This is a genomic window from Vibrio sp. Vb1980 (assembly GCF_033338615.1).
In the GTDB taxonomy this organism is placed as follows: Bacteria; Pseudomonadota; Gammaproteobacteria; order Enterobacterales; family Vibrionaceae; genus Vibrio; species Vibrio alginolyticus.
The window spans coordinates 680,885-703,717 of sequence record NZ_JAWOSZ010000002.1; the positions used below are offsets into that span (position 1 = coordinate 680,885).

13 protein-coding genes are annotated in these 22,833 nt (G+C 42.7%); 3 read left to right on the forward strand and 10 right to left on the reverse strand.

Going from position 1 to position 22,833, the window contains the following annotated elements; translation table 11 throughout:
• Nucleotides 1-10: 10 nt before the first annotated feature.
• The 10 genes from rlmKL to R7F64_RS06275 form a co-directional block, all read right to left on the reverse strand.
• Nucleotides 11-2,131: a bifunctional 23S rRNA (guanine(2069)-N(7))-methyltransferase RlmK/23S rRNA (guanine(2445)-N(2))-methyltransferase RlmL gene (gene rlmKL, locus R7F64_RS06230; RefSeq protein ID WP_053350765.1), complete on the reverse strand. Its 2,121-nt coding sequence runs from the start codon at nt 2,129-2,131 to the stop codon at nt 11-13.
• A 486-nt stretch (nt 2,132-2,617) separates the two neighbouring features.
• Nucleotides 2,618-3,160 (reverse strand): cell division protein ZapC, encoded by a 543-nt coding sequence (locus tag R7F64_RS06235; RefSeq protein ID WP_005377444.1) that lies wholly within the window; start codon nt 3,158-3,160, stop codon nt 2,618-2,620.
• Between the two features lie 168 nt (nt 3,161-3,328).
• On the reverse strand, nt 3,329-4,339 hold the full coding sequence (gene pyrD / locus R7F64_RS06240; RefSeq protein WP_017634281.1) for a quinone-dependent dihydroorotate dehydrogenase: 1,011 nt from the start codon (nt 4,337-4,339) through the stop codon (nt 3,329-3,331).
• A 311-nt stretch (nt 4,340-4,650) separates the two neighbouring features.
• Nucleotides 4,651-9,492, reverse strand: a complete 4,842-nt coding sequence (locus R7F64_RS06245) for an NAD-glutamate dehydrogenase (RefSeq protein ID WP_042522994.1) — start codon at nt 9,490-9,492, stop codon at nt 4,651-4,653.
• A 201-nt stretch (nt 9,493-9,693) separates the two neighbouring features.
• Nucleotides 9,694-9,912 carry a DUF2835 domain-containing protein gene (locus tag R7F64_RS06250; RefSeq protein WP_005377440.1) on the reverse strand — a complete coding sequence of 73 codons (219 nt, stop codon included), beginning with the start codon at nt 9,910-9,912 and terminating at the stop codon, nt 9,694-9,696.
• A 65-nt stretch (nt 9,913-9,977) separates the two neighbouring features.
• Nucleotides 9,978-12,584: an aminopeptidase N gene (pepN, locus tag R7F64_RS06255; RefSeq protein ID WP_054574165.1), complete on the reverse strand. Its 2,607-nt coding sequence runs from the start codon at nt 12,582-12,584 to the stop codon at nt 9,978-9,980.
• 226 nt (nt 12,585-12,810) lie between these two features.
• Nucleotides 12,811-13,476, reverse strand: coding sequence for a hypothetical protein (locus R7F64_RS06260; RefSeq protein ID WP_005377438.1), 666 nt, complete (start codon nt 13,474-13,476; stop codon nt 12,811-12,813).
• Between the two features lie 194 nt (nt 13,477-13,670).
• Nucleotides 13,671-15,677, reverse strand: a complete 2,007-nt coding sequence (gene prc, locus R7F64_RS06265) for a carboxy terminal-processing peptidase (RefSeq protein WP_033905323.1) — start codon at nt 15,675-15,677, stop codon at nt 13,671-13,673.
• A 17-nt stretch (nt 15,678-15,694) separates the two neighbouring features.
• Nucleotides 15,695-16,321, reverse strand: a complete 627-nt coding sequence (gene proQ / locus R7F64_RS06270; protein ID WP_005377435.1) for an RNA chaperone ProQ — start codon at nt 16,319-16,321, stop codon at nt 15,695-15,697.
• 97 nt (nt 16,322-16,418) lie between these two features.
• Nucleotides 16,419-16,892: a GAF domain-containing protein gene (locus R7F64_RS06275; protein ID WP_005377433.1), complete on the reverse strand. Its 474-nt coding sequence runs from the start codon at nt 16,890-16,892 to the stop codon at nt 16,419-16,421.
• A 92-nt stretch (nt 16,893-16,984) separates the two neighbouring features.
• On the opposite strand from R7F64_RS06275, the gene R7F64_RS06280 reads away from it, so the two are divergent.
• Genes R7F64_RS06280 through R7F64_RS06290 form a run of 3 tightly spaced genes read left to right on the forward strand, consistent with a single transcriptional unit; the run spans nt 16,985 to nt 22,697 of the window.
• Complete coding sequence (locus R7F64_RS06280) at nt 16,985-18,781, forward strand: ABC transporter ATP-binding protein (protein ID WP_005377431.1); 1,797 nt, start codon at nt 16,985-16,987, stop codon at nt 18,779-18,781.
• Between the two features lie 24 nt (nt 18,782-18,805).
• Complete coding sequence (locus R7F64_RS06285) at nt 18,806-20,056, forward strand: paraquat-inducible protein A (protein WP_318071535.1); 1,251 nt, start codon at nt 18,806-18,808, stop codon at nt 20,054-20,056.
• Nucleotides 20,049-22,697, forward strand: a complete 2,649-nt coding sequence (locus tag R7F64_RS06290) for an MlaD family protein (protein ID WP_017634276.1) — start codon at nt 20,049-20,051, stop codon at nt 22,695-22,697. Before R7F64_RS06285 ends, R7F64_RS06290 begins: the two co-directional genes overlap by 8 nt.
• Nucleotides 22,698-22,833 lie beyond the last annotated feature (136 nt).

The following is a 22,833-nucleotide window of genomic DNA, read 5'->3' on the forward strand; positions in this document are numbered from 1 at the left end:
TTTGTTTATACTACGCGTGCGTTACTAGCCAACAGTTATGAATCTGTTTATTACGCGCAAAATCTAATGGTAACGTTTGAGAAGAAATATTCTGAGCCTTCAAACCCAATTCAGCGAGTGATTCTTCATCCATCTTGAAATGACGTTTGTTATTTGAAAATACGATTGTGCCTTCACTTCTCAGTAAACGTTTGAGGTTCTTCATTAGCTTAATGTGGTCACGTTGTACATCGAATGATGTTTCCATACGCTTAGAGTTAGAGAACGTAGGTGGGTCAATAAAGATCAAGTCGTACTCACCTTTTGCGTTTTCTAGCCATTGCAAACAGTCCGCTTGTTCATATTTATGTTGGCGCCCTACACAGCCATTAAGCTGCATATTGTCTTTCGCCCAATTCAAGTAGGTGTTTGACATATCGACAGTTGTAGTGGAACGCGCACCACCAACTGCAGCGTGCACTGTTGCACTACCAGTGTAAGCAAACAAGTTAAGGAAATCTTTACCCTGTGCCATTTCGCCAAGACGACGACGAGTGATCTTATGATCCAAGAACAGGCCTGTGTCTAGGTAGTCATGAAGGTTCACGATCAGCTTCACACCGTACTCGTTTACTTCGAGCGTCTCTGATACCTGACCTAATTTTTGGTACTGGCTTCGACCTTTCTGCTTCTCACGAACTTTCAGTACAACTTTGTTCGCTTCGACACCGGTCACCTGAATCGTCGCACGGATAATGTCCGTTAGACGACGCTTGGCTTTTTCTTCAGGGATGTTCTTAGGTGCTGCGTACTCTTGAATCACAATTTGATCGCCGTACACGTCGATCGCTACGTTGTATTCTGGAAGGTCTGCATCGTAGATACGATAGCAGTCTAGTTTCTCTTTACGAGCCCACTTGCCAATCTTGCCAATGTTTTTCTTCAAACGGTTTGAGAAGTCTGGTGCGATTTGAACGTTAGTATCTGCACCTTTAACTTCATCAGCGCTGCGCTCGGCAATGCTGTAGTTCTTTTGGTGACACGGTAACGCACCGTTGTTCAATTTAAACTGTTTATCAGCGCGCATGCGAAGGCAACTCAAGAGCTCGTCTGAGCTAGAGAAGATAGATGCTTTACATCCGCCAAACTCTGATTTTAGCTGTCCACCGAATGCGGTATAGAGCGCAATCAGCCCCGGCTCAGTTCCTAGACGCTCACCGTAAGGTGGGTTTGAAACGATAACACCGTGTTCAAATCCTGCGGGACGAGTAATAGTTGCAGCATCACCTTGCGCAAACTCAATCAACTCTTCAACACCTGCTCTGCGGGCGTTTTCTTGAGCGACTTTTAATACTTTGGGGTCGTTATCGAATCCAAAAAACTTAGCGTCAACTTTCTTGACACCTCGTCTAGCTTGAACATTAGCCTCTGATTTAATCTCAGCCCAGGTCTCCGGTTCAAAGTCTTCCAAAACTTCGAAGCCCCATTGTTTGCGCTTAACGCCAGGTGCCATGTTGGCTGCCATCATTGCTGCTTCAATAAGCAAAGTACCAGAACCACACATTGGATCGAGTAATGGTTGATGCCCATCCCAGCCACAACGCATGATAATCGCAGAAGCAAGCGTTTCACGTAATGGCGCACGACCCGATTCTGGTCGATAACCACGCTGATGAAGACCACTACCTACCATGTCTACCCCAAGCAACGCTTTATCTTTATGCAAACGAACGTGAATACGAATATCTGGGCGTTCTTTGCTGATATTAGGACGTGGCAAGCCTTTGTTCTCAAAGCAATCTACGATGCCATCTTTGACCTTCATAGCCCCGTATTGGCTATTTCTAATCTCACGGTTTGTGCCGTTAAAGTCCACAACAAAGCGTTTAGAGCTATGAAATTGGTTAACCCAGTTAATAGTGGAAGTGGATAGATACAAGTCCATGTCGTTGTTACACGTGAACTCAGATAAAACACGTACAAATCGAGACGCTAAACGGCTCCACAAACAACAGCGATAAACCTGTTCGTTTGTCGCTTTAAATTTTACGCCTGCCTGTACTGGTTTCGCATTTTCAATGCCTAGTTTAGTCAGTTCTTCAACAAGCAAATTTTCCATGCCATTTGAAGTTACCGCGAGATATTGATTCATAGTGTTCTTTCGCTGATAAAAAATAGCTTCAATTATACCTGACTTTACGATCAATGCCTCGTTTTTAAAGGTATTTTCCCACCCGTTAGTTCAAATCATCACCACTCAAATGATCTAAAACTTTCAACATCTTTAGTTTGAATGTTTTTCATTCATGAACGTATTTTGTTTCCTTTAGAAGAAGTGAATACTTATTTACGCTCACTTTGGTATATACCAGTGTGGATTGATTGATGTAAATTACTTACAAATACCCTTTATAGGGGAATAAATAGGGTTGTTTTAGGCGCTAGGTTGCCTAGTTAAAGGAGTAATCAAATTGAAATAAGTAAAATAAAAGTGACCAGCTTCATGTTTGCATGCATAGAAAACAAACAGTTTCATGGTATTTCGGATTGGAGTGTCAGAGGAAAGGACAAAAAAAATCGACCCACTAAGGTCGATTAAGGCAAACAAAGGAACGAAATAAAGAAAAATTAAACAGCTTTAACCCACCATTGCCATAGGGGTCATTGCAAAGAGGTGGTTTGCACAAGCCATGCGATCATGCATTACTTTAATCGGCTGCCCAAATTGAAGCGCCTTATTGCCATCAAGAACAAAGGCTTCTTGGTTAACATAAGCACATAAGCTCGATGTTTCGCCTGGTTCTAGAACGATGAACATACCATCAGAATATTGATTTGTGAGAAAGACCATGTCCCCTTCTTGAGGTTCATAATCAGAGGACTGTGCATCGAAGAACCAGCTCTTAGGCTGTACAGGTTTATGAAAACGCTTTGCAGCAACACAATACAGTGTTAATTCAGCTTGGCGATATTCACTGATATCGAGACAGCGAATGCGCTCATTAAACGTTTGAAATGCGCTGGCGTCATCAACGGTAAATTCACTGTTTGAGAAGGCACAGTTAACCAACAATTTTCGGGATAGATTGGTTTGGAAAATCATTTCCTCCCCCAGATCCAGCATTAAGCAAGCTTTTTGCTCGTCAAAATACCAATTCCATTTGTCGCTGGGTTTAAGCATTATTCCGTTCTCTCTTGACTAGTTAAATCAGTGGTAAAGAGGTAAGACGCTTAATTACCTACTCGTGATTTTTAAATTCTACAAACGAACGGATAAAAAAAAAGAGGAAACAAAGTCCTCTTTTTTATGTAACAGGTACTGATTTTTCAGTAGTTTTTGATGTATATGTTAAAGATTCTTAACAATATCACGTACGAGACCTGGGCCGTGGTAAATAAAGCCAGTGTAGACTTGAACAAGTTTAGCGCCTGCCATGATCTTTTCTTTGGCTGCAACATAGGAATCTACACCACCAACACCGATAATTGGAAGTTTGTCTCCAAGCTCTTCATGAAGCTTACGTACGACCTCCGTAGAGCGTGATTGCACAGGGCGACCACTCAAGCCACCTGCCTCATTGGCGTGTTTCATCCCTTCTACGATCGTGCGATCCAAAGTTGTGTTAGTCGCGATCACACCATCTATATTGTTTTTCAATAAAGAATCGCAGATTTGGCAGATTTCATCGTCACTTAAATCTGGCGCAATCTTTAATGCTAACGGGACATACTTGTTGTACTTCTCTGATAACTCCGCTTGTTTCGCTTTTAATTCGGAAAGCAGTTCATCAAGCGCTTCACCATATTGAAGTGAACGAAGACCTGGAGTGTTTGGCGATGAGATGTTTACTGCAATATAGCCAGCATACTCATACACTTTTTCCATACAAATCAGGTAGTCCTCTGCCCCTTTTTCAATTGGCGTATCTTTATTTTTACCGATATTAATTCCGAGAACACAATTGAATTTTGCTCGTTTAACATTCTCGATCAAATTATCAACGCCTAGGTTATTAAAGCCCATGCGGTTGATGATCCCCTCTGCTTCCACTAAACGGAATAAGCGTGGTTTATCATTACCTGGTTGTGGTCGTGGCGTTACAGTGCCGACTTCGACAAAGCCAAAGCCCATGGCATCAAATGCTTCAATACATTCGCCGTTTTTATCTAAACCAGCCGCAAGACCAACAGGGTTACGGAATGTTAGACCCATACACTCAACTGGACGAGTTGGTAACTGTTGGCGGTAAAAGAGATCAAGTGGTGTGCCGTTAAAGCGTTGGAAGTTCTTGATTGCAAGATCATGTGCCTTCTCGGCATCGAGTTGGAAAAAGCCAGTTCTGGCTAGACGGTAAAGCATTGTGCCTCCGAAAGAAAAAAGCCCCGTATAAACGGGACAATATTATTTACCGTTTTTCATCGTAATTCAATGAAAATGAACGTAATAAGTAAAAACCTATATCTTTATAAGATTTTCAAATATAAAACAAACAATTACAATCAAGTTTCTGCGATAAAAATCGTAACTAACCGCTTAAAAGCAATCGATTTCACTCTGTTTTAATTTCAACTCAATGTGACAATGTAACTATTTTCGTTCCAAATGTGAATAATAGATAATAAAAAGCCCCGTTAAATAACGAGGCTTTTACTTATGACTTGATTATTCCACTACTCTTTCGATGAGCAGTTGAGGTTTAAAAGTACTAGCTCTCGAAGTGCTACAGAGAACTTAGCAAATTCGTGTACTGAGCCAACTTTGAACTCGTTTAAGATACTCTCCCAGCGGTGCAACGATTGCTCGTTAGTTTCAATCCAATCTTCTAACGCAGCCATCACGTCAAGCTCTTCGGTTGAGCAGCCACAAGTCAGTACCTGAGCGGTAAGTTGACGTTGTTGCCAGTCCAGATCTTCACGGAATGCCGCTCTTGCAAGTGCTTGCCAGTTGTTATCAACGGCTTGGCTATTAATTTGCTTCAAGAACCAATGCAACGATAAACGGTCACCCAAGTTAAAGTAGAGTTTCGATGCTTGCTCAACCGTTTTACCTGTTTCACTTGCTACTGATGAAATATCCAGTGCAGATTGTAAGCTTGATAAGCGGGCAACTTGGTGAGCGAGTTTCTCTTCAACCCCTTTCTCTATCCAACCTTGAGCCAACTCATTGTGTTCTTCAACTTCAGACTCAACTAACATAGTGTCTAGGGTTTCAGTGATAACATTGACATCTTGCTTGTAGATAGCAATCAACTCACCGACCGTGCATTTGCCGCTACGGTTACGAAGCAACCAGCGTGCAATTCGACGCAGTGCTCGGCGCACGTAAAACATAATTTCGTATTGAGCTTGCGCTGTCGCAACGTTATCAAGTTTGCGAGTTTGCTTGAGGATTTCTTCTAAATCAAAGATTTCTCTAGCCGCACTGTAAGCGTTGGCAATATCGACAACACTTGCACCAGTTTCTTCTTGCAAACGAGTAACGAAGTTACAGCCCATTTCATTAACCATCTGGTTAGCCAATGCTGTAGCGATAATTTCAGCTCGCAGTGGGTGATTAACCATTTGATCTTTATAGTTACGTCGTAACGCACTTGGGAAATATTCAACAAGTTGTTTTGCATGGAATTCATCATTTGCGATTTCATCCGTAACAAGTTGCTGTTTAAGTACCATTTTACCGTAGGCAACTAACACTGATAGCTCAGGGCGAGTCAGACCTAGTCCCTGTTTTTCACGCTCGATTAGCGTTTCATCATCAGGAATGTATTCGAGAGCACGGTCCAAGTACCCTGCTTTCTCCATAGTGTGGATGAATCGAATTTGCTCCTTAACAATGCCAACACCTTGCTGTTCAGTAACAGAGATCGACTCCGACTGACGGTAAGCATCATCCAAGACAATTTCACCCACTTCGTCTTCCATAGACTCTAGAATTTGGTTACGTTGCTTAACCGTAAGATCGCCATTTGAAACCAGTCCATTGAGGAAGATCTTGATGTTGACTTCATTATCCGAACAGTCAACGCCACCTACGTTATCAACGAAGTCCGTGTTCACTCGACCGCCAGTTAGTGCGTATTCGATACGACCAAGCTGAGTCATACCCAAGTTACCACCTTCGCCAACCACTTTGGCTCTTAAGTCACGGCCGTCAATGCGCAGCATGTCGTTAGCACGGTCACCAACATCTGTATGAGTTTCTGTCGATGATTTAACGTAAGTGCCGATACCACCGTTCCAAAGAAGATCGACTTTCATTTTCAAGATCATCTTTATCAGATCGTTAGGCGCCAAAGATGCTTTCTTCGTACCTAACATTTTCTGAATTTCTGGCGTCAACTGGATCGATTTTGATCGACGAGAGAAGATGCCACCACCTTGAGAGATCAAGTCTTTGTTGTAATCTTCCCAGCTTGATCTTGGCAAATTAAACAAGCGGTTACGCTCTTCCCAGCTGCTGGCTGAATCTGGATTTGGATCAATAAAGATGTGCATGTGGTTAAACGCAGCTTGCAATCGAATATGCTTCGATAACAGCATACCGTTACCGAACACGTCACCTGCCATATCACCTACACCGATTGCAGTAAAATCAGTGGTCTGACAGTTGATGCCCATTTCACGGAAGTGACGTTTAACAGATTCCCAACCACCTTTTGCGGTGATTCCCATTGCTTTGTGATCGTAACCGTTTGAACCACCTGAAGCGAATGCGTCACCTAGCCAGAAGTTGTATTCTGCAGAAACAGAGTTTGCCAAATCTGAGAAGGTTGCTGTGCCTTTATCGGCAGCCACTACTAGATATGGGTCATCTTCATCGTGACGAACAACGTTTTGTGGTGGTACCACCTCTCCTTCAATGATGTTATCTGACACATCAAGCAGTGCACGGATAAAGCGTTTGTAACAACGCTGACCTTCCGCAAAAATTTCATCACGACTGGTGAGAGATGGCTGGCGTTTACAAACGAAGCCGCCTTTTGCACCCACTGGTACAATTACAGTGTTCTTAACCTGTTGCGCTTTCACTAAGCCAAGAATCTCCGTACGGAAGTCTTCTTGACGATCTGACCAACGCAAACCACCACGAGCCACTTTTCCACCACGAAGGTGAACACCTTCAATATCTGGTGCGTAAACAAAGATCTCGAATGCAGGTACAGGCTGCGGAATCTCAGGAATATCGCTTGGCTTCATTTTCAAAGATAACCAAGGCTTAGGCTGCTTATTCTCGTCTACTTGGTAGTAGTTGGTACGAAGCGTCGCCATGATCATTTCGATATAACGACGAATAATACGATCATCATCCAAGCTCTCTACACGATCCAACTGCTCTGTTAGCTTTTTAATTAGATCGTTTTGGCCTTTCTCGCTGCCTTTGTGTTTCGGATCAAATCGCTTGGTGAACAGCTTGACTAGACCTGTCGCTAAGTCTGGGTAGTGGCTTAGCGTGTCTTCGATGTACTGCTGACTGAATGGGAAGCCGACTTGGCGCATGTATCGTGCGTAAGCGCGAAGAATGGAAATCTCACGGCCAGATAAAGACGCACCTAATAACAATCGGTTGAAACCATCACTTTCAAGATTACCCGCCCAAATGGCAGCAAATGCTTGTTGGAAACGATCACGAGCTTCACGAAGGTCAACGGTTTTCTCGCTCTTATGCAGCATAGAGAAGTCAAGGATCCAGAAGGTCTGACCGTTGTTTTTCTCGATCTCATATGGCGATTCGCCAATCACACGCAAACCAAGGTTTTCCAACATCGGCATTACGTCAGAAAGGTGAATTGGTTCATCGCGATGATATAACTTTAAGCGGACAGCTTTGGAATCAGCTCCCTCTTCTTGAGGTCGGTAGAACAACATACCAAGTTTATTATCATCACTTAACGCTTCTAAGCGCTCGATATCTGCAACCGCAGAACCTGGCATCATGTCCTCTTTGTATGAGCGAGGGAACGCACTCATATATTCTTTTGAAAGAGGAAGGCCTTTACTTTCACCAAAGTTAGCAATGATGGATTCTTTTAGTCTGTCATCCCAAGAGGTAGAAACTTCCATTAGATTTTGCTCGATCTTTTTCACGTCTACGTCAATGTTGTTATTGTCTACACGAACAATGTAATGTGTTCTCGCTAGTGGGCTTTCTGAGAAGTACGTTGTAAATTCAACCTCTTGCTCGCAACCAAAGTACTGCTTAAGAATGCGTTGAGTTTGACGACGCAATTCTGTGTTGTAACGATCTTTAGTGACATAAACCATGCAACTGAAGAAACGACCAAATGGGTCTTTACGAACAAACAAACGCAGCAAGTCACGATCTTGCATTTGTACAACACCCATTCCCACCTCAAGCAGCTCTTCTTCATTAGCTTGAAGCAACTCGTCGCGTGGGTAGTTTTCTAAGATATTGTGCAATGCTTTGTATGAGTATGATCCGTGGCGGTATCCACTTGCTTCAAGGATACGGTCAACTTTTTCACGGATCAGAGGAATACTTTGTACCGCTTGGTTGTAAACGGCGGAGGTATATAAACCAGTAAAGCGATGCTCACCTATTACTTTACCGTTTTCATCAAACTTTTTAATACCGATGTAATCAGTATAAGCCGGACGGTGGATACGAGATGCTTTGTTACCTTTGGTGATGATCAGAGCGTATGGTTTTTTCGCTTCTAATCGCGCTGAATCTGATAATTCAGAGAGCTTGACGCTACGCACGCGCTTGTCATCAGCAAACAGACCTAGTCCTTTTTCTTTAGCAGGAACAAGTTCGGTATCACCATTGACCTCTTTTAAGTCATAATCTTTATAACCCATAAAGGTAAAGTTATGATCTTCTAGCCAACGAAGAAATGCGATCGTTTCATCCATACGATCAGTTTGGATAGAAACACGATCTTTATTTTTCTCAAGTTCATCAGTAACAAACTTAAGCTTATCAACCATCTGCTTCCAGTCATCAACGACTAAGCGAGTATCAGATAGAATTCTTAACAGCTCTTCTTTAAGCGCTTGCATCTCGTCTTTACTAGTAAGGCGGTCTACCTCTATGTGGAAAAGTGATTGAAGAACACCACCCTCACCGTTTACGTCTGTAACTTGGCCTTTTTTATCACGCTGAATCTGTGTTGGGTTATTCAACATTAGGTGACAAACAAGATCCAAACGTGCTAAAGCCATTTTGACTGAGTCCACTAAGAATGGACTATCTGGAACAACAATTTCTACGATTGTGTGTGTGGATTGCCAGCCTTGACGACTTACGGTCGGGTTAAATACTCGAACCGAAATCTCTTCTGGTTTTTTTTCATTGATATGGTGCCAAAGGCTAACGACAGCACCATAAAGGTCGGATTCGTTTCGCTGAATTAGATCATCATCAGCAATGTTACTGAATAAGTGTTGAGCAAGTTTAGTTACAAGCGTTTGGTGAGAAAGCTCGAGTTTGTCTTGAATCAGTTGGTAAACCTTTTCAAGCAGAACCGGCACTACATTTTCACGCGCGGTCATATTCACACTCCACATTAGAATTGTTGTTTTGTAGGGGGACTTAGTAGCTAGGTTGTTACCTTAGAAACTAAGCATAGGTAATGCATGTGCCCATTGTAAAAGCATAATTACAAATGTTTAACAACTAATCGTAGTGGTAAGAGGTGAAATGTCCGATTCTGTGACTAAGATTCCTATTTAACTCTCTGCAAATACAATACATCACAGAGTTTCTAACTTAAGAAACTTATTATTTTGGTCAGTTGTTAGTCTAAACTGGCCTCTAACGCCCAATTGACTAAGAAATGGTCTAAATCTCGCGGCGGGTAACTGCAAACGCAAACCGTTGTGTGTGACAACTTGAACAACACTTGCCGCACCAGAATAATGAGATAAAAACGTTTGATATGAAATGTTGAGATTGAAGTAGTAATAGTTCATGAAGTGAAAACTAAGTGACATAAACAAATAAGGTGGTCTTAATGACCACCCTATTGTGTTGTTTACTATTCGTCTAGTGCTTTAGTCACTTTTTCGAATAGATCTTTAGCAAGATTATCCATTGCTTTGAGCTTTTCAAGTTCTGCACGAATCATTGCTTGGCGAGCTTCATCGTATTTACGGAACTTAAGCAAAGGATCAATCATTCGAGAAGCTACTTGTGGGTTCGAATCATTTAGTTGGCGAAGAATTTCACCGGCAAATTGGTAACCTACACCGGATTTATCATGGAAACGTACAGGGTTCGCACTTAAGAACGAGCCAATTAAGCTGCGCGTACGGTTCGGATTTTTCAAACTAAATGCTTCGTGGTTCATGGTTGCTTTTACTTTTTCAAGAGCATCCTCTGCAGGATTGCTACCTTGCAGTGCAAACCACTTATCCATAACCAAACCATCGTGCTTCCATTTATCGCTATAATCAGCCATAAGTGCTTCACGACACTCGAGCTGAGCGTTATTTGCGGCACTCATCGCAGCAATCGTATCTGTCATGTTATTTGCAGATGCGTACTGCGCGTTGACTAAATCATTACCTTTTTCCGTATATGCTAGGTACTGAAGGCAACGGTTACGTAAAGCACGCTTGCCAATAGCAGCATGGTCGATCGTATACTCTGTTTGCTTAAGCGTGTGATAAGTCGCACTTAGCTCATCTTCTAATTCCTTAGAAAGTGACACTGTAATGCTGTTTAGCACTTTGTCTACGGCATCGATATCAATTTGCTGGTACCAACCAGTAATCTCATTGATTGAAGGCATAGAGAAAACTTGAGCAATGAAAGCAGGCTCAAGCGTTTCATCCAACAGCACACCGCGGAAAGCATCTATCACACCTTCAGAAAGCGATACTTCTTGTCCCGCTTGAACGTTTTTCACATTCTGACGAATGTATTTAGCCAATAGCATTTGGCTAGCGTCCCATCGAGCAAAATCGTTCGTTGCGTGCTTCATCAAGAAGACTAACTCGTCATCGCTGTAATCGTATTCTAATTTGACTGGTGCCGAGAATTCACGCAACAAAGATGGCACTGGCTGTTCTTCGACATTTTCAAATACGAACGTTTGCTTATCTTGTTTAATATCCAGCACGTTATTAACTGATTCACCGTTAATCACCAGTGGGATAACTCGACCTTTCGAATCATACAACTCGATATCGAACGGAATATGCAGCGCTTGTTTTTCTGCTTGGTCTTGCGTCGGCTCCGTAAATTGCTCTACCGTTAGTGCGTAAGTTTTTGCATCAGCGTTGTATTCGCTATTTACGCGCAGCGTTGGTGTACCCGATTGGCTGTACCACAGACGGAACTGTTTTAAATCAACACCGGTGGCATCTTCCATTGCAGAAACAAAGTCTTCACACGTCGCGGCGGTACCATCGTGACGTTCAAAATAAAGTTTCATTCCTTTTTGGAAGCCCTCTTCGCCAAGGAGTGTATGGTACATACGAATAACTTCGCTGCCCTTTTCATACACCGTTAGCGTGTAGAAGTTATTCATCTCAATGACTTTGTCAGGACGAATCGGGTGAGACATTGGGCTTGCATCTTCCGCAAATTGAGGACCACGAATAATACGTACGTTATCAATACGGTTATCAGCACGAGAGCCTAAGTCAGAAGAGAATTCTTGGTCTCGGAATACGGTTAAGCCTTCTTTTAGACTTAGTTGGAACCAGTCACGACAAGTGACACGGTTGCCAGTCCAGTTGTGGAAGTACTCATGACCGATCACAGCTTCGATGCCTAAATAATCACGATCTGTCGCAGTTTGATCGTTCGCCAGCACATATTTTGAGTTAAAAATGTTCAAGCCTTTGTTTTCCATTGCACCCATGTTGAAGAAATCAACAGCAACGATCATGTAAATATCCAGATCGTATTCTAGGCCAAAGCGTTCCTCATCCCACTTCATCGAGTTGATCAGCGATGTCATCGCATGGCCTGCACGATCTAAGTTACCTTTATCAACAAAGATTTCTAAATCAACACTGCGACCTGACATCGTTGTATATTTGTCACGCAATACATCAAAGTCGCCTGCAACGAGGGCGAACAAGTAAGCTGGTTTTGGATGCGGATCCTGCCATTGAACCCAGTGACGACCGTTCTCTGCATCGCCTTCTGCAATTCGGTTACCATTGCTCAGCAAATATGGGTAAGCAGCTTTATCTGCGATCACTTTTGTTGTGTATTTTGCTAGAACATCCGGACGGTCTAGATAGTACGTGATACGGCGAAAGCCCTCAGCCTCACACTGAGTACAAAATGCACCGCCTGATTTGTACAAACCTTCGAGTGCTGTATTCGCTTCAGGATCAATTTTGGTGACGATTTCAAGTTCAAACTCGGATGGAAGATCGGTCAGTACCAGCGATGACTCCTTCACCTCGTGATGAGCCCAATCCTCACCATTTACTTTTACAGCGCGTAGCTCAAGCCCTTCGCCATCGAGTTCTAGCGTTGTTGTATCGCCTTTTTGAGCAACTTTTGATACCGCCGTAACGATTGTGTCATTGTCATATAGATCAAAAGTAAGATCGATATCAGTAATCGCATGAGATGGCTCTTTATAATCTTTACGATATTTGGCCTGGGGAGCTTGAGACATGAGCATAAATCCTTGTATGTCGAACAACAAAAATACCAGACTGCATGATCAAAAATGCAGTTCTGGTATCACTATATAAGTTATTTGTAGGGGTTGTGGTATCAGAATACAAGTCTTTCTATCAAAAAACGGAGCTTTTAGTGCTCTAGCTCCGTTTTTTGATTAACATTTAAACAACATTAATGACTTACCGTACGCACGCGTAATTTGGCGCATGTTAAAGGCATCATGGCGTAACTCTATTGAGTACGGCGTACATATCACCATTGGAATCTTCGATCGTTAGCTCATTCTTGTTGAGCTTATACGTGGTTCCATGCTCGCCATTTTCATACAACAGAACCAAAAACTCATCTTCTGTGTAAAACACACCTTGTTTGATGGACTCATCCCCTTCTTCGTTCGAAACCCTAAACATGAACACGAAATCAGGTTGAAGTATCAAATCCATCTGATTAATGTTGTTGGCCACAAGACCGTCGCCAGATACGTGAGAGCTAGACCAAATACCTGCAAGTGAATTGGATAATCCCTTAGTGAATGTTACACCATTAAGATCAAGCGTATTATGGTTGTTGCGATAGGCATAAATTTGAGGCTCGTCGGTGTTTAAACCAAGAACGATGGTGTCTTCATTTGCGTTATACAGCCCTTCCCAATGGTCAACGGAATAGTCTTTCTTTTGAATATCAATAGAAAAGCTGTAGTCAGAACCTAATGAGAGTTTGATCGCACGAAAGTTTTCAGCCGACTCTTCGGGGTTTGGGTTCATCAAATACCAGTCTCCGATGAGAAACGGCGTGTCAAAGTGACTTAATTCATCTTCTCTGGTGTTTTCTCCACCAAACACACTAAAGCAGCAAAAGCTAAGTAAAATAAAGAACCACTTCATATCGGCATCCTTATCGTTTTCTTTTAGCTTAGCCAGTAGTCCTCACTTTCGCGAAATTTTAGATGTAGATCACGTAAATTATTGGGGGAAAATAAGCGAATATCTTGCTCGATATCGAGACAGCGGAAGACAAAAAGGCATAAAAAAAGAGTGAATCTGAAAGACTCACTCTTTTTATTCTAAATTGCCAGTTATTATGACTGATTTTCCTGCTTAAGTAGATCGACCATAATCGCGACAGACTCATCTAAATAAACATCAGGAGCCTCGTAGTCTTTTGGTATGTCATCCAATGTTTTGAATGCTTTTTTACCCAAAGCAGCTTGACGTTCATTTATGCGTTGTAATCGAAGTGCTTCCGCTTTATCCGATTCAGCTTTACGAACTTTCTCGTTCAAAGACAAAGTATTATCGTCTTTTTCTTTACGATATTTCTCGATGTCTTCATTGATAAAGCGGAACTCCATCTCATCAGAAATACGCTTGTTATGAAGAGCAGTAAGTTTTTCAACTAAGGCGTCGTTACTTGGAAACGTTTGATATTGTGCTTTATCAATCTGATCCCAAGGTAAAGCATTGTCTTCAACACTTTCACCAGTTTCAGAAGCCTCAATTGGCGTTGGGTACGAAATATCTGGTGCAACACCACGATTTTGCGTACTTCCACCGTCAATACGATAAAATTTCTGAATCGTGTACTGAACATAACCTAGCTCTTTATCGAAAAGATCATAAATATGATTCAGTGAACGATGTTGCTGAACTGTACCTTTACCGAAAGAGTTTTCACCTAAGATGATTGCACGATTATAATCTTGCATTGCCGCTGCAAAAATTTCAGATGCTGAAGCACTGTAGCGGTTAATCAATACCGTCAATGGGCCATCATAACTCACTTTTCCATCGGTATCGGCATTCACCTTGATGCGGCCATAGCTGTCACGGACTTGAACTACAGGGCCTTCTTTAATGAATAGACCTGTCAATGCCGTTGCTTCTGTTAGCGCACCACCGCCATTGTTGCGTAGATCAACGATTACGCCGTCAACGTTTTTGGTTTTCAACTCAGCTAGTAATTTATCGGTGTCTTTCGATAAGCCGACGTAGAAACTTGGTACTTCTAAAATACCAATCTTCTTACCGTCTTTTTCGATGATTTCTGACTTAACCGCACGATCTTCTAAGCGAACTTTGTCACGAACAATTGTGACAATGTAACTCTTCGCATCGTTACCTTCTGGCAAGATCTGTAGATTAACCTTTGTGCCTTTAGGGCCTTTGATTAACTGAACAACATCATCCAGACGCCAACCGATCACGTCGACAATTTCTTCACCGTCTTGTCCAACACCAGTGATTCGGTCCCCTTCACCAAGTTGCTTACTCTTTGATGCCGGACCGCCAACAACAAGTGAACGAATTACTGTGTAATCGTCTGTCATTTGCAAAACGGCGCCGATGCCTTCTAGAGAAAGGTTCATTTCCGATTGGAATTGCTCGGCATTACGTGGAGAAAGGTAGCTTGTATGAGGGTCAACCTGTCGCGCGAAGGCATTCATATACAACTGAAATGCGTCTTCATTGTTGGTCTGTGTGATGCGCTTCATCGCGTTGTTATAACGCTTCTCTAAAACTTCTTTAATCTCTGGCCACTCTTTGCCAGTCAGTTTCAGATTTAACGCGTCATATTTCACACGCTTGCGCCACAACTCGTTGAGCTCTGCTTCGTCTTTTGGCCATGCTGCCTCAGAGCGGTCTAACTCTATCTCGTCATCGGTATCAAACTTGATCTCTTCATCGAGTAGAGTTAACGCATAAGCAAAACGATCGAAACGCTTCTGCATTGAGAGGTTGTAAACATCAAAAGCAATTTGGTTGTTGCCCGATTTAAGCTGATCATCAAGCTCGACTGACCAATTTTTAAATGAATCGATGTCTGCTTGAGTGAAAATATTTCTATTGTAATCAAGCAACTCTACATAGCGTTCAAATATCGCTTTAGAGAAATCATCATTGAGGCTGAAGTGCTTATAATGAGAGCGGGTAAATCGCGAGGTGACTCGTTTGCTAGCTGTTTCATGCTGAACTTCAGGAGAAAGAACCGGCAGGTCATCTTTATGTAGTTTGGCTTCAAGAGCCTGAGCTGATGCTGCTAGCCATAAGCTAGCAGCAATCAGGGTCACTTTTGAACGGCAATTCATGCGTAGGAGTATCTCCTTTATGCGCGCAAGTGCTCCGCTTTCACAACCATTTGTAGGCCGTTAGCAAGTTGAACACGTACATCATCCTTATTGATTTCAACAATGGTCGCTGCCATGTTTCCTTTGCCCATGTTCACGTTAACTGCGTTACCTACTGTGATTTCATCAGCATTTAGAGCGCGCGTTTCTACAGGCTTAGTTGGTTTTTGTACTTTTGGTTTATTAGTACGACGAGGCTGTTGAGGCTTTTTAGCCGCAGGTTTCGCTTTCGCCTTACCCTCTTCACGAGCTTTTTGTGCTTGTTCTTTACGACGAGCCTGAACTTTCGCCTTGCTTTCTGCAAGTGTCGCTTTCGCGTGTTCAACGTGCTCTTCTTCTAGCTCACCACAAGGGTTGCCATCTAGGTCTACACGTACTGCACCTGGTTTTACACCGTGTAGGTAACGCCATGATGAAGTGTACTGTCTTAACGCTGCACGAAGCTGTGTTTTGCTTACTTTTTCGTCTTCATTTAGACGTTCCGCAAGATCTTGAAAAATACCAATTTTCAGAGGTTTTGCTTCACCTTCTAAAGTAAAGCACTTAGGGAAACATTCAGCAATATATGCAATAACTTCTTTGCTGTTTTTTAACTTTTCAGTCATGAGGGGTCCTGATTTGAGCGGATTTCCGCGAGCATTAAGAAAAAATATTCTCGTATTATAGTGACATGCCAAGGAAAAACCACACTCGAAGGCTAATTTATGCGTCGTTCGCGTGTGAATTAAGCAGCTTTTCTACTTCAACCATGAAATGAGTGAGACCTTCTTCGTCTGTTTCATTAAATCGGCCAATACTTGGACTATCAATATCAAGTACACCAACCACCTTTCCATTAATAGAAAATGGAATCACAATTTCTGAATTGCTCGCTGCATCGCACGCAATATGCCCCTCAAATTCGTGAACGTCGTATACTCTTTGTATAGTATTAGTTTGTGCAGCAGTACCGCAGACGCCTCGACCCATTGGGATACGAACACAAGCTGGTTTTCCTTGGAACGGACCAAGAACAAGCTCTTCACCTTTTGTTAGGTAAAAGCCTGCCCAGTTAAGATCGTCAAGTTCCATGAAAAGCAATGAGCTCAAGTTTGCTAGGTTCGCAATAAAGTCTGGTTCAGACTCAATTAGAGCAACAGCTTGTTTGGTTAGTCTTTGGTATTGTTCTAAGTTCATATTAACTTCCTACTTACTATAAAAGCTTCCATTCTCAATGTATGGCGCTAAAATGCAGCCCTACTTTATAATAGGACTTATTCTCAATTACAATGCTTCTGAAAAATGACACTATTAGCCGTTCTTGGTTGATAACACAAGTAAAAAAGCACAAGTCCAAGCTGATCATAGCGAACTTGATAGCGGTGCTTGCAACCTTGATTAGTGTTCCAATTCCCCTCCTCATGCCTTTGATGGTTGATGAGGTCTTATTGGACCAACCTGCAAAAGGCTTAGATGCCATGAATGCCATTCTCCCTGAAGCGTGGCACACTCCGACAGGCTATATTTTCTTCACCCTGTTCTTGGTTGTTCTTATGCGAGCTGCGAGCCAAGGATTAAATATCCTTCAAAGCCGACAATTTACGCTTGTTTCAAAAACCATCACGTTTGAGATGCGCAGTAAAATGATCGACAAACTCGGCCGTATCAGCATCCGACAATACGAGACCAAAGGTAGCGGAGGAATCAACGCACACCTTATCACTGACATTGAGACCATTGATAAATTTATTGGTTCTACGTTAGCAAAATTCGTTATCAGTTTTCTGACTGTTATTGGTACTGCTATCGTTCTACTTTGGCTCGATTGGCGACTTGGTCTGTTTATCCTGTTAGTTAACCCTATTGTCATTTACTTCTCACGTAAACTAGGCAGTATGGTTAAACATCTGAAACGGAAGGAAAATCATTCTTTTGAAATTTTCCAAAACCGCTTAGTTGAAACATTAGATGGAATCTACCAACTACGCGCGGCCAATAAAGAGCGAGAATTCCTCCAACAACTCAAAGACAGTGCGAACCAAGTTCGCGTTGATGCAGACAAGTATGCTTGGCAATCTGAAGCGGCTGGTCGCGTTTCTTTCCTTCTCTTTTTGATCGGCTTTGAATTATTCAGAGCTGTCGCAATGTTAATGGTCATGTTCAGTGACCTTACTATTGGCCAAATATTTGCCGTTTTTGGTTACCTATGGTTCATGCTGTCTCCTGTTCAAGAGTTGCTTGGGATTCAGTTTTCTTGGTATAGCGCTAAAGCGGCATTAAAACGCATCAACGACTTATTAGAGTTAGAAGAAGAGCAGAGACCGGTTCCTAAGGTAAATCCTTTCAAAGAAGGTAGAGAAGTTGATGTTAAAGTAGAAAACATTAATTTCTCGTACAATAATGAAAACAAAGTCCTAGATAATCTTTCTTTACATATGCCGGCAGGAAAGAAAGTGGCGTTGGTTGGTGCAAGCGGCGGTGGTAAGTCAACCTTGATACAATTACTTATTGGGGTTTACCGTCAAAACTCCGGTAGCATTCGCTTTAATGATGAATTAACAGAAGATATTGGCTTTGAAGTAATTCGCGACAAAATTGCCGTGGTATTACAGCAACCTATACTATTTAACGACACCTTGAGGCATAATCTAACGCTTGGTGGTAATTTTGACGAAATGTCACTTTGGCGTGCGCTTGAAGTGGCTCAGCTGCATGATGTAATTTCTCAACTTAACCACGGCTTGGATACTCAAGTTGGTCGTAATGGCATTCGTTTGTCAGGAGGTCAACGACAACGGCTTGCCATTGCTAGAATGGTGCTGAGTAATCCTCAATTTGTTATTTTAGACGAAGCCACGTCTGCGTTAGATACCGCTACTGAAGCGGCTTTACACAAAGCACTGACCGAGTTCTTACGTGGTAGAACAACATTAATCGTTGCGCACCGACTATCCGCTGTTAAACAAGCCGATTTGATCTACGTGCTTGAAGATGGGAAAGTGACGCAAACTGGTACTCATGGTGAGTTAGTTGAGCAAGAAGGCTTATATCAAACCTTATATGGGGGCATACAGTCCCACGCTTAAATCGTTCAAGCTAGAGAGGTCGTTATGACCTCTCTGTCTAAGCACGCCATGCAATCCAATAACGTACGTCTGTGCCAAGGTTGTGAATTGCCTGTCGACATCGTCGACTTACCCCATGGCAAAAATGCACACTGCCCTCGTTGTGGTACACAATTATATCGCGGAGGTAGCCCTAGCCTCTCTGGTAATCTAGCCGTCGCGATAACCTGCATCCTACTATTTATTCCATCGCACTTTTTTAACTTTATTAGCATCCGACTCTTTGGTGTGATGATTCCGGCAACCCTACCTTCAGGGATGATCACATTGATGGAAGAAGGATTTGTTCTTCTTTCATTGCTCATTCTATTTTGTAGCTCTCTTGCGCCACTGACGGTTTGTGTTTCAGTGGTAACGGCGCATATTTCTTTACATCAACGATGGTTCCGTGGGCTTCGTATCTCACTGTGGCTAATTCAACATTTGAAGCATTGGGTTATGTTAGATGTGTTCTTAGTTAGCATCGCCATTTCCTGTTTTAAACTCCAAGATTATTCCGACATTTTCGTCGGTCCAGGGTTAATTGGTCTGGTTCTTTTGCAGATATTTACCGTTTTGTTAGTTTCAAGAATCAGCGTGCGTCGTTATTGGGAAGCTTGGAAACCAGAAAGTTTATATGCTTTTGAGCATAAAGGTGTGCATTGCCATGAATGCCACTTGTCCCAACCTGAAGGTGACCATTGCCAGCGTTGTCATCACGAGTTATATCATCGCAAGCCAAACTCCATCCAGAAAACATGGGCTTACCTCATCGCAGCAACGGTCGCCATCTTCCCTGCTAACCTGATCCCTATTTCCATCTTGCTTACCAATGGTAAGCGTTTGGAGGACACTATTTTTTCAGGCGTGGCTGGTTTAGTAAAAAGCGGCATGTATGGAATCGCTGCGATCATTTTTGTTGCCAGTATCGTTGTCCCGGTGATTAAAATACTTGGGCTCGCCTACATCATGCTTTGCATCCAATTCAAACGTTCGGTGTTTAAGAGACAACGAATGATGGTTTACTTTGTTGTTAAATGGATCGGTAAATGGTCTGTGATGGATTTGTTTGTTATTTCTATCATGATGACGTTAGTCGATCGTGGTCAGATACTGGATTTCACACCAGGATATGGCGCGGTAGCATTTGGTGTTGTCGTTGTATTGACCATGCTTGCAGCAGAAAGTATTGATCCAAGGCTAATCTGGGACCAAACAAGCCCAAAACAATCAGAAAAAGAGTCAATGAATGAGTGATCAGAACAGTTCTCAAACGTCATACGTACCAGATGTAAAGCGGAGTAAAGGCATATCTCCTCTTTGGCTGTTGCCAATTTTGACCATGGTCTTAGCTGGCTGGCTTGTTGTGAAGTCGATACACGATGCAGGACAACGAGTGCAAATCTATTTTTCTGATGCCGCTGGTCTTGTCGCCGGCCGAACCACTATCCGTTACCAAGGATTAGAAGTCGGCATGGTAAGAGACATTAACCTCACCGAAGATCTCGGCAGTATTTATGTCGATGCTGATATCTATCCTGAAGCTGCAAAGTTACTGAACGATAAAACACGCTTTTGGTTAGTAAAACCAACAGCTAGCCTAACGGGAGTTTCCGGACTGGATGCGCTCGTCTCAGGTAACTACATCTCGATTCAACCCGGAGATGGTCAAGAGTTTGAGACAACATTCCATGCGTTAGACTCTGCCCCAACAGATTTACGCGTTTCTCAAGGTTTGAATATTAAGCTCAAAAGCCGTGATTTAGGTGGTGTATCGGTTGGCTCTCAAATTGTTTATAAGAAAATCCCAATCGGTGAAGTGTACAGTTACCAGCTAGATGAAGATGCAAAATCTATCACTATTCAAGCCAACATTCAGGATCAATACCGACATATCATTAACAACCGCAGTCGATTCTGGAACGTCAGTGGAATTGGTGCCAGCATCGGTTTTGAAGGTGTCGATGTAAGACTAGAAAGCATGAGTGCCTTACTAGGTGGCGCCATCGCCGTCGACTCTCCGGATGATGGTGAGCCTGTAGAAGAGAACACCGAGTTCCGTTTGTATAAAGATTTGAAAACTGCTGGTCGAGGCATCGCGGTTAAAATCGTCCTACCTGATGACAGCAAGATCAGCGGAGAAGGCGCTCCAATTATGTATCGCGGAATCGAAATTGGCCAAGTTACGGACTTGAGCCTTTCCGAAGGCCGAGAAGTGATATTGGCGTCAGCGGCAATTCAACCCGCTTTTAGTGACATGCTGACGACAGGTACTCGATTTGTTTTAGAAGAAGCAAAAGTGTCCCTTTCTGGTGTTGAAAACATTGCTAATTTAGTGCGAGGAAACTTCTTAACGATCGTGCCGGGCGCGGGTGAACGCTCTCGCCGCTTTACTGCCATTCGTAAAAACGTGTTTAACCAACAGCAAGAAAAGTCCATCGCGATTCGGTTGGTGTCCGACAATTCGTTTGGCCTAGATAGCGGTGCCAATGTACTTTATAAAGGCATCGTTGTTGGTTCAATCATCAAAGTGGGCCTAGTTAAGGAAGATAAAAAATCACAACACGAAGTATTTATGGATGTATTGATTGACCATGAATACAAACATCTGATCAAATCAAACAATCGTTTTTATGTAACCGGCAGTGCATCAGCAGAGTTAACTGAATCCGGGCTCAGCGTTACCGTTCCTCCAGCAAAGCAGTTGTTAACCGGGTCAATTAGTTTTGTGAGCGAAGGCAAGCAGGATATTCAAAAAGAGTATCAGCTGTTCCAAAATGAATCATTGGCTGAATTGGCGCAGTACAATCAAAGTGGCTCTAGGGCGCTAACACTATTTGCTTCTGAATTGCCGCCGATTTCCAAAGGCAGTCCTCTACTCTATCGTAATCTTCCAGTTGGTAACGTCTCCGATTTCCAACTAGTTGATGGCGGAGTACTAATTAAGGCTACCATCGAAAACCGCTTCGCTTATCTTGTAACGCCACAAACCGTTTTTTGGAATCGTTCAGGGATCGAGATAGATGCATCATTAGCCGGAGTTAGTGTGAAAGCGCACCCTTTAAAATCGTTAATCGAAGGTGGCATCGCTTTTGACTCCGTACCAGGCGTTGAAAACAAAATCGGAGAAAACTGGAAGCTGTATTCTGATCAAAAAACCGCTCGCAAGTTTGGGCGCGTCATTGCTTTAGAAACCGACGGTTCGCAAGAGATTGCTAAAGGAATGCCGATTGAATATCAAGGTGTTAAAGTTGGTGAAATCACTCTGGTTGTACCGAATTTTCGTCGTAACATGGTTGAAGTCACTGCAAGAATCCTACCTGAATACGTAGAAAACATTGCAGTTGAAGGTTCACATTTTTGGCTAACTGAACCAGAAATTGGTTTAGGTGGCGTTAAAAACCTCGGAGCGTTGGTGTCGAAATCCATCAGTGTTGAACCAGGTAAAGGTAAAGCCAAATTTGATTTTCAGTTAGAAAATAGTTCAGAACGCGTGCATGGAATCATGTTTACGTTACAAAGTGAACAAAGAGGCTCAGTACAAGTCGGTACCCCTATTCTTTACCGCCAGATGGAAGTTGGCCAAGTGACCGACGTAAGCCTAGGAGAATTTGCTGATCGCATCGTCACGACTATCAAAATACAGCCTGAATATGCTTACCTCGTTCGTCAAAACAGCGTGTTTTGGAATGTTTCAGGAGTAGATGTCTCCATCGGGCTTACTGGCGCGAACATCAAAGCAGGCACATTTGATAGTTTAGTTCGCGGAGGAATTGCGTTTTCAACGCCAGAGCAATCGACTATTCCACCAGCGGCAAAAAGTGGGCAATCTTTCTTTTTGTATCCACAAGCTGAAGAAGGTTGGACTCAATGGCGTACTGCGATTCCTAAGCCGTAGAATAAAGCTCAATTCAGGTACAATTGAAGTTTGAGTACCTTAAAAGAGCAGCAATCGCTGCTCTTTTTTATTGCTCGGCCCTTGTCACTATTCGTTTCTGCTTCGCTTTCGTATATTATTTGCCACAAATTCTGCA

What these genes read in the sequence shown, in the direction of transcription:
- R7F64_RS06235 (WP_005377444.1), bottom strand. Translation starts at nt 3,160, where the DNA reads ATGCTTAAACCCAGCGACAAATGGAATTGGTATTTTGACGAGCAAAAA.
- R7F64_RS06260 (WP_005377438.1), bottom strand. Translation starts at nt 13,476, where the DNA reads ATGAAGTGGTTCTTTATTTTACTTAGCTTTTGCTGCTTTAGTGTGTTT.
- R7F64_RS06285 (WP_318071535.1), top strand. Translation starts at nt 18,806, where the DNA reads ATGACCTCTCTGTCTAAGCACGCCATGCAATCCAATAACGTACGTCTG.
- prc (WP_033905323.1), bottom strand. Translation starts at nt 15,677, where the DNA reads ATGAATTGCCGTTCAAAAGTGACCCTGATTGCTGCTAGCTTATGGCTA.
- R7F64_RS06280 (WP_005377431.1), top strand. Translation starts at nt 16,985, where the DNA reads ATGCTTCTGAAAAATGACACTATTAGCCGTTCTTGGTTGATAACACAA.
- R7F64_RS06275 (WP_005377433.1), bottom strand. Translation starts at nt 16,892, where the DNA reads ATGAACTTAGAACAATACCAAAGACTAACCAAACAAGCTGTTGCTCTA.
- R7F64_RS06290 (WP_017634276.1), top strand. Translation starts at nt 20,049, where the DNA reads ATGAGTGATCAGAACAGTTCTCAAACGTCATACGTACCAGATGTAAAG.
- rlmKL (WP_053350765.1), bottom strand. Translation starts at nt 2,131, where the DNA reads ATGAATCAATATCTCGCGGTAACTTCAAATGGCATGGAAAATTTGCTT.
- R7F64_RS06245 (WP_042522994.1), bottom strand. Translation starts at nt 9,492, where the DNA reads ATGACCGCGCGTGAAAATGTAGTGCCGGTTCTGCTTGAAAAGGTTTAC.
- pyrD (WP_017634281.1), bottom strand. Translation starts at nt 4,339, where the DNA reads ATGCTTTACCGTCTAGCCAGAACTGGCTTTTTCCAACTCGATGCCGAG.
- proQ (WP_005377435.1), bottom strand. Translation starts at nt 16,321, where the DNA reads ATGACTGAAAAGTTAAAAAACAGCAAAGAAGTTATTGCATATATTGCT.
- pepN (WP_054574165.1), bottom strand. Translation starts at nt 12,584, where the DNA reads ATGTCTCAAGCTCCCCAGGCCAAATATCGTAAAGATTATAAAGAGCCA.
- R7F64_RS06250 (WP_005377440.1), bottom strand. Translation starts at nt 9,912, where the DNA reads ATGAACTATTACTACTTCAATCTCAACATTTCATATCAAACGTTTTTA.